Consider the following 6,797-nt stretch of genomic DNA (forward strand, 5'->3'; position numbering starts at 1 on the left):
GGATCACCGGCGAGGACGAGAGGCATGGAAAACCTTGAACCGATTGTCGCCCGCTACCTCATCAACGCGCAGGAATGCGTCGGCCAATACGGCTTCGTAGGGCAGGTGCCGGTTCGCGACCATCCACAGATCGCCCGAGCGGCCAAGGTTGCGCGCCGCCGACTGGATAAACCCTTGACCCAACGCCGGATCAGCGGCGCGTGAGGTGTGGAAGGGCGGGTTCATGATGATTGCATCCAACGGCTCTGGCGCGGTCCAGGTGGTGGCGTCGGCCCAGTGGAACTGTGCGCGCGCGTCGACTACGTTGCTACGGGCACAGGTCAGTGCGATGTGGTCGGCCTCAACCAGATGCAGGCCGCGGACGCTGTCATCCGCCAGAACCCGGGCCGAGAGATACCCCCAGCCCGCGCCCAGATCAGCAACGCGTGCCCCCAGCTTTTGGGGCAGCGCCTGCGCCAACAGGGCCGAGGCGGGGTCGATCCCATCGGCGGAAAACACTCCGGGCGCTGTGCAGAACCCATCCACCTGCTGTTTTTCTGGTGCAGCCCAGTCGGCAAAGGCTTGTTTGTCGGCCTGAAACCAGAAGATCTTGCCATGGGCCTTGGCGATTGGCCCTTCAACAGGAACCCGCTTGCGGATGTCCTTCAGCAGGCTGTCCACGCCATCCGTTTTGGCACCATCCACAACAACAGCCCCATCCGCCCGGGCGCAGGCCTGAAAGATAAGAGCACGGGCCAGAGCCTTGGCGCGGGGCAGGAATATGATTGCGTCGTGGCAATCTGTGTCCGACTCGGGTTTTGCATCAAAGCCAAGTGCCGCGAAGTGGTCGTGGAAGGGTTTGAAGGGCTGAACGACCTCTGCCGTCTGAGGCAAAGCAGACAGATCATGATCGGGCGTTGCACCGATGACGGTCAGCGGTTCTGACAGCGAAAGACCGGCGTCAAGGGCAAGGCTGAGACGAGGGGACATTGGCAATTCCAGCGGGCAGGGCGGGTTGGGCCGCCTTACTCTTCGCGTTCCATGGTGCATTGCAGCGGGTGCTGATGCCTGCGGGCGAAATCCATCACCTGACCAACTTTGGTTTCGGCGATTTCATGGCTGAATACGCCCACAACAGCCACGCCCTTTTTGTGGACGGTCAGCATGATCTCGAATGCCTGCGCATGGGTCATTCCAAAAAACCGTTCAAGCACATGCACAACGAATTCCATCGGAGTGTAATCGTCGTTCAGCAACAACACCTTATACAGCGGAGGACGCTTGGTTTTCGGGCGCGTCTGAACCAGGATCGACGTATCGCCATCCTCATCCGACTTGTCAGACATCATCCACGGGGTTTCGATCATTGCTTTAAAGAATCCGATTCACACTTCGGTTTATTTCACGGCTTATATAACGTGAGACCGGCCAGAGAAAAGAGAAACCGGACGGAATCGGGATGAATGACAGATTGACTACAATCGGTTTCGATGCGGATGATACGCTGTGGCACAACGAACGGTTTTTCCAACTGACGCAGGCTCATTTTGCCGAACTGCTGGCCGATCATGCAGATCGGGACCATTTGATGGAGCGTTTGCTGGCAGCTGAAAAGCGCAACATCCGGCACTATGGCTATGGGATCAAAGGGTTCACCCTGTCGATGATCGAAACGGCCATCGAAGTGACCGATGATCGCGTTCCCGCCTCGGTCATTCGTCAGTTGATCGAAGCCGGGCAAGAGATGTTGGCCCATCCGATTGAGTTGTTGCCCCATGCGCGCGAAGCGGTCGAGGCGGTTCTGCACACGCACAAAGTCATTCTGATCACCAAGGGCGATCTGATTGATCAGGAGAGAAAACTGGCGCAATCGGGGTTGGGAGAGCTGTTTGACGCGGTCGAGATCGTGTCAGAGAAATCGCCCGACACCTACCGCACCATTTTTACCGAACATGGCGATGGTCCGGGGTCGGCAATGATGGTTGGAAATTCCATGCGATCCGATGTGGTGGCACCGATTCAGGCCGGGTGCTGGGGCGTTTATGTTCCTCATGGGCTGGTGTGGGACGTTGAGCATGCCGAAACCCCCGCCGAGAACCCTCGCTATCGCGAGCTTGAGGATTTGGGCGGGTTGGCTGGGCTTGTTCGGTCTATGGAGTGATGTTGCCAATCGGCCTCAGTTTTCGATGAAACCGGTCTGCGGCGCGCCTAGTTCTTGCCACTATCGCCAGTGTGGTGGTTGAGGGCGTGAAAACCACAATATTTAGCGGTCTCAAATGGGCCAAAACAATCGCGTGAAATGCCAGCTTTCGGTTTATTTCATTGGGTCTCTGTGCTAGCCTGATTTGCAATAAAATAAATTTTGCCGACCGGGAAAACCCGGCGGCGCGAGGCAGACAGAGGCAATGACCGTGCAGATTCGGCGGACGATTCCGGCCCGAATGGGCTTTCTTCTCATAGCATTCGTATGGATGGTTGTGTTCGCGCCGTTACAGGCAGTGGCGGCCCCTTACGCGGCGATGGTGATCGATGCACGAACCGGAGAGGTTCTGCATTCCCGTAATGCCGACACGCGGCTGCATCCAGCATCACTGACAAAGATGATGACCCTCTATATCGCGTTTGAGGCCGTACGAAACGGCGAGATCACGTTGGATACACCGGTCCGTATCACAAAGAAGGCCGCGGCCGAGCCGCCGTCGAAACTGGGGTTGCGTTCGGGGCAGACAATCGCGTTTCGGTATCTGATCCGCGCGGCCGCCGTGAAATCGGCAAACGATGCGGCCACGGCCATTGGCATTGCGCTCAGCGGGTCCGAGGCTGCTTTTGCCCGCCGCATGACGCGCACGGCGAAGGCAATGGGGATGAGCCGCACGACCTTTAAAAACGCGCATGGGCTTACCGAATCCGGGCACCTGTCGACCGCACGTGATATGACCACGCTGGGGCGGCATCTGCTGTATGATTATCCCGAGTACTACAACCTGTTCTCGCGGCAATCGACGCATGCGGGGATCAAAACGGTTCCGAATACCAACCGCCGTTTGTTGGCTGCCTACAGGGGGGCCGACGGTATCAAGACAGGCTACACCCGAGCGGCGGGTTTCAACCTTGTCGCATCTGCCAAGCGCAAAGATGAGCGCATCATCGCAACCGTCTTTGGCGGCAAGTCCGGTGCGTCGCGCAACGCCAAGGTTGCTGAGCTGTTGGATATGGGCTTCCGCCGCGCTCCGTCCCGTGCACCCATCCGCAAACCAGCGCGTCCTGCTTATGCGGGCAACGCCGGGTTAGGTGCAAATGTCGCTGCTCTAAGTGGTGCAGTGAAGGTTAGCTTGCGGCCTGTTGTGCGCCCAGGTGCCGGAGCAACCGTTCAGTTGGCTGGTAATGTTGCAGAGACGGCCGAGAAAAACCGAGCACGCATTCAGGACGGTATCGCAGCCGCCATCGCCGCTGCCGATATTTCTGATACCAATGAAAGTGGAGCGCCGCGCCCCACACCGCGCCCGAACGATCTGGTGCTGGCCTCGAGCGATTCAACACAGCGGCTGGAACCCGAACAAGAGGTTGTGACCCGCCTGTCCACTTCGGGTGGACATCTGTGGGGTGTCAATGTGGGCCGCTATACCACGCGGTATGAGGCCGAGAAGGTCCTTCTGAAAACAGCGCTTTCAGAAATGACGACGCTGGAGGGTACCTTGCGCAAAGTAAATCAAAGCGCGCGCGGTTTTGATGCAACCTTTCAGGGCATGACCCGCGAACAGGCCGATCTGGCCTGCCGTCGCCTGCAAGCGCGCAATGTCACCTGTTTCATGATCGGGCCATCATAAGGCTCGACGCTATTCCACTCATGGAAACTGGCTGTGAACGAAAGTTCACAGCCTTTTCTTTATCTGCAATCAGTCGAAGACGTGGCCATGCTCATACTGCTCATCCTGCCCTGCGGCGGCGGTCAGAGCAGCGACATTGTCTTTGGTAAAGAACCCATCATAGTGATGGCAACGCTCAATATACTCGGTGATCAGCAGAGTATGTTTCGAGTGTTTTGAGAAGATTTGTTTCAGGTTCGGATCATCCTTACATTCACCCACTACATGGGCCAGGAACGGCACGCCTTCATCCTTCAAAGTATTTACGACGAAATCGACATTCTTTTCGCCCGCGCCATGATCGCCGTCCTGAATCTCGACAGCCATGTGATGCAGGCGGCGTCCAAAGTTGCGCACGAAGTCCTCGGTCGGCATGGGCAGCTGTTCGAATGAGTTCACAAAGGACGGGGTGTTGTTCGCTGTGAAAACCTTGGCCGGGGATTTCTTGTCGTCATCGACATTCGCGTTCCGGTTCACATTGGTCGATGAGTTCATATCGAAGATGTTGTACGCCCCCCAGAAATAATAGGGCACCATGGTCAGAAACTCGAGGATCGCGTCCTCGCGCTCACCGGCCAGGATACGGGTGGCGAGGTGATCGATTCCCAGCATCAGCGGGGCAATTTTGCTGTCCGCGCCAAAGGCCGCAGCCTGATCCAGCCGGGCCTGTTCATCGGCGCTCAGCAAGACCCGGTCGCCCAGGCCGAGGCTGTCTGTGTCGTTAAAATCCAACGCGGAATAGCCGACCCTGTTGCAAGTGAAATCAGATGGCGATGTAAAACGGAAACCGTCCAGCGTGTAGAACGGGTTTTCCGTATCGCCACTGTATTCAAAGCGGATATTCTGATCTTCCAGCGTTCCTGTCAGGGTTTTCAGGTCGGTCGCTCCAAACACCTCACCCACATAGCGTGTCTGCGGTGTGCCACGGGCCAGAGGGTACATGCGATTGATGCGGGGGATGAAATCCTCGAAGGTCGGGCTAAGCGGCGCCATCAGGATCAAAGCAGGGTATTCTGGATGAGAATGCATCACCGCAAATTTGTGCGTCGCCCCCAGATAGCTGGCCGAATGGCGATAGGGCGTCATCACATATAGCTCGACCATCGTGTCGAACAGGGCGCGGGTTTCGACCTGAATGACAATCGCCCGCATCGGACCGACCTGATCTGCAAGGCCCGAGCTGGCGCGGCGCTCATAGATCATTGGCAGGTATTCATGGAAGAAGTCCGAGTTCTTCTTATCGCCCCTTGGTTCATAGGACATCAGATCGAGTGACATACGCGCCTCCTTGCGGGAAATCTGGCTGCTTGCGCGGCTGTTAAGCCGCTTAGGCGTATTGCGTTGATTTAATAACGGTATTCAGAACATGCACTTGCGGGCATGCTAGGCGCTGAATCCCGTTCGGGCAACAGTCAGAAACTAAGTGGCTCGGATTTCGGCTTGGTGATTATCTGATGAATTTTGTCACATCCACCCCGCCTGCGAGCAGATTTTCCCGGACCGAGCGTGCGATCTGCACAGCGGTTGGGCCATCACCATGAAGACAGATCGTGTCGATGGAGGTTTCCAGCTGCTTTCCGGATTCGGTAATGATGGCCCCTTCGCGCACCATGTTCAGGATACGCGGGCCAGCAATCTCGGGGTCATGGATCACCGCGCCGGGCAGGCTGCGATCGACCAGAGTTCCATCGTCATTATATGCGCGATCGGCAAAGATCTCGCCGACCCATTTGCAGCCAAGCTCTTTCACCGCCTGTTCCTGTTTGGTGACGGCCAGCACCATGATGATGATATCGGAGTCCACATCCAGTGCGCCCTGATAGCAGGCCCGCGCCATGTCGATATCGACCGAACACATATTGGCCAGCGCGCCGTGCAGTTTCAGATGCCGCACCTTGGTTCCAACCGCCTTGGCCATTCCCATCGCCGCGCCCAGTTGGTACCGCACCAGATTGCGCAGCGAGGCATGCGGCACCTTCATGTTGCGGCGGCCAAAGCCCTGTAGATCGGGAAAGCCCGGATGCGCACCAATGCCCACGTCATTTTCGGCGGCCAGGGTCATTGTTTTTGCCATTACATCCGGATCACCTGCGTGAAAGCCGCAGGCGATATTGGCCGAAGTGATGATCTTTAACAGGCTCTCGTCATCACCCATGTTCCATGGGCCATAGCTTTCGCCCATATCGGCATTCAGATCGATTTGGGGCATCGGCACCTCTCCTTAATCCGTGGCAGAAACCATTCCGCCGATCAATTGGTAGGACAACAGGTCCGGGATGTCATGGGGATCGCGCACCAGATCTTCGACCTTGCCGCGTAGGCGGCTCAACTCTGACAAAAACGCCGATTGCAACGCGGTGGCCTGTTCCAATGTCACAAATTCGAACCGAACGGATGCGCCCGCCGGGGTTTGCGCCGCCTGTGGCAGGTCGCAGGGCAGTACGGTTGCGATGCGGGGGTAGCCACCGGTGGTCTGGCACTCGGGCAGCAGGATGAAGGGGTTGCCGGTGCCAGTCATCTGGATGTCACCGGGGGTTATGACCTCGGACAGAATATTCAGTTGCCCTTTGGCTGCAAAACCTTCTCCGTCGCTGTCCAATTGCATCCCCATTCGGTTGGCCCGCGCACCTCGTAGGAATGAGGTTGATACAAAGCGGTCCAGCGTTGCCTGATCGAACAGCCCCGTCTGAAAACTGGCGACAATCCGCAAGGTGCCGCCCGAGAATCGATCCTGAACGCGTAACTTGCGCCCGGCCCGGCCCGGGCTTGCACCGATGGGCAGAACATCCCCTGCTTGCAGGGCGCGGCCCACTTTGGCGGTTAGGTGGGTTGATCGTGACCCCAGAAACGGTTCAGTCGCGATGCCACCGCAGACTGTCAGATAGCCATAGGTGCCAGCGGTCGCCGCACCAATATTCAGCTTTTGGCCCTTCTCCAGCGTATGAGACGCAT

General features: G+C 57.5%; 7 protein-coding genes (1 of these 7 running past the window's edge). 2 read left to right on the forward strand and 5 right to left on the reverse strand.

Annotated features, from left to right (window positions below; all coding sequences use genetic code 11):
- Positions 1–3: 3 nt before the first annotated feature.
- Both ACP0GE_RS13705 and clpS read right to left on the reverse strand, forming a co-directional pair.
- A complete protein-coding gene (locus ACP0GE_RS13705) occupies positions 4–969 on the reverse strand; it encodes a methyltransferase (RefSeq protein WP_424832490.1) in 966 nt (321 codons plus the stop codon).
- Between the two features lie 35 nt (positions 970–1,004).
- Entirely contained in the window at positions 1,005–1,346 is a 342-nt protein-coding gene (gene clpS, locus ACP0GE_RS13710; protein WP_170796020.1) for an ATP-dependent Clp protease adapter ClpS, read from the reverse strand.
- A gap of 92 nt (positions 1,347–1,438) precedes the next feature.
- Between clpS and ACP0GE_RS13715 the strand changes: the two genes are divergently transcribed.
- Positions 1,439–2,140 carry an HAD family hydrolase gene (locus ACP0GE_RS13715; RefSeq protein WP_424832491.1) on the forward strand — a complete coding sequence of 234 codons (702 nt, stop codon included), beginning with the start codon at positions 1,439–1,441 and terminating at the stop codon, positions 2,138–2,140.
- Positions 2,141–2,384: 244 nt separating this feature from the next.
- On the forward strand, positions 2,385–3,806 hold the full coding sequence (locus ACP0GE_RS13720) for a D-alanyl-D-alanine carboxypeptidase family protein (RefSeq protein WP_424832492.1): 1,422 nt from the start codon (positions 2,385–2,387) through the stop codon (positions 3,804–3,806).
- Between the two features lie 69 nt (positions 3,807–3,875).
- Here the strand turns inward: ACP0GE_RS13720 and ACP0GE_RS13725 are convergent, their stop codons facing one another.
- The 3 genes from ACP0GE_RS13725 to ACP0GE_RS13735 all read right to left on the reverse strand — a co-directional run.
- Entirely contained in the window at positions 3,876–5,123 is a 1,248-nt protein-coding gene (locus ACP0GE_RS13725) for a hypothetical protein (RefSeq protein WP_424832493.1), read from the reverse strand.
- A gap of 169 nt (positions 5,124–5,292) precedes the next feature.
- Entirely contained in the window at positions 5,293–6,054 is a 762-nt protein-coding gene (locus tag ACP0GE_RS13730; RefSeq protein ID WP_424832494.1) for a LamB/YcsF family protein, read from the reverse strand.
- A gap of 12 nt (positions 6,055–6,066) precedes the next feature.
- Positions 6,067–6,797: the 3' portion of a biotin-dependent carboxyltransferase family protein gene (locus ACP0GE_RS13735; protein WP_424832495.1), read on the reverse strand. 268 nt of this gene lie beyond the right edge of the window; 731 of the gene's 999 nt are visible here — the last part of the coding sequence; the start codon falls outside the window, past its right edge; the stop codon is at positions 6,067–6,069.

This window comes from Ruegeria sp. (genome assembly GCF_965243365.1).
Lineage (GTDB): Bacteria > Pseudomonadota > Alphaproteobacteria > Rhodobacterales > Rhodobacteraceae > Ruegeria.